This is a genomic window from Peribacillus sp. NPDC056705 (assembly GCF_043656335.1).
The window spans coordinates 1-1,251 of sequence record NZ_JBHTYI010000215.1 but is presented as its reverse complement, the minus strand read 5'-3'; the positions used below and the strand labels follow the sequence as shown (position 1 = coordinate 1,251).

Here is a 1,251-nt window from a genome sequence, read left to right as displayed (position 1 = left end):
GTAACATACCTACAGTTATGAGCCCGAAGAAGGATTTGTGGATTGGACACCAAAGCACAGGCTTGCGGACGAACGGCCCCTTATTAAGCAAACTGTACAGTTTGTAGGCAATATAAATGACCATTATCTGGACTTCTCAAGGAGAAGTTCCTTCTCCGAAATTGACGACTGGATTGATATATTAGAGACTCCTTACAAGTTCTTTGATAACTCATTCTGGTTGAGAGGAATCTACGAGCAGGCACAACAGCGGGATATTGGTATCATGCTCAATGGTGCCAGGGGGAATTACAGCATTTCATGGGGACCTGCCATTGAATATTACTCTAAGCTCATGAAGCAGTTGAAGTGGACTCAGTTAACTCAGGAAATGAAACAATATAGCAGGAATATTGGTGTGAGCCGCAGACGGCTGTATTCGATTGTCAGCCGAAAAGCCATTCCGGTATTGGAACGATTCGCACCTCCGGCCCACTCCTATGAATTCCCTCAATTAATCAATTCGGAATTTGCTAAACGGGCTGGTATTTATGACAAACTCAATGATCGGGCATTTACGGGGATCGGTTCAACAGAGGATCTGCCAGATGATCCGTTAGAAGCGAGAAGAGTCCATTTCGACAGAGTCAACATGTGGAGTACAACCGGTACAAGTAATTGCAAGCTCTCTCTACGTTACTCCCTATGGAGCCATGACCCTTCCAATGATCTGAGGGTGATTCGCTTCTGTCTATCCACTCCAATGGAACAATTTGTTCAGAAGGGTATGGACCGTGCATTAATTCGCCGTTCTACGAATGGATGGCTTCCTGATTCCATCCGTCTTAATCATCGAACAAGAGGAATTCAAGCAGCTGATTCCATCCACAGAATGCTAAGTGACTGGCCTTTGTTCATAAAAGAACTGGATCTTCTAACCGGTGACTCTCGAATGCAGCAGATTCTCAACATGTCTGTCGTTCAGGATGCTCTAGCTGAAGCGCGAGAAGGCATTAGTCCTAATCAAGCCTACAATCCATCAATTAAGGTGCTTATGCGCAGTTTAATCTTGCATCGGTTTCTCCAACAAAAATTCTGAAAGGAGGTGAAGCTAAATGAAAAAGGAATGGAGTGTACCTGCTTTGGAGGTTCTTGACATTAAAATGACCATGGCTGGTCCTGGTCAAAGTATTCCAGATGCGTTTCAACCGGATCCGGATGATCCCGTCCACTACACAAGCTAACTTCTTGGAAGTACAGCCCCTATACGCC

Annotated in this window: 2 protein-coding genes; both read left to right on the top strand. The window is 44.9% G+C overall.

Annotated features, from left to right (window positions below; all coding sequences use genetic code 11):
- Nucleotides 1–37 precede the first annotated feature (37 nt).
- Nucleotides 38–1,078, top strand: a complete 1,041-nt coding sequence (locus ACFRAK_RS29050) for an asparagine synthase-related protein (protein WP_394573205.1) — start codon at nt 38–40, stop codon at nt 1,076–1,078.
- Nucleotides 1,079–1,094: 16 nt separating this feature from the next.
- Nucleotides 1,095–1,223 carry a paeninodin family lasso peptide gene (locus ACFRAK_RS29045; protein WP_368601218.1) on the top strand — a complete coding sequence of 43 codons (129 nt, stop codon included), beginning with the start codon at nt 1,095–1,097 and terminating at the stop codon, nt 1,221–1,223.
- Nucleotides 1,224–1,251: the final 28 nt, after the last annotated feature.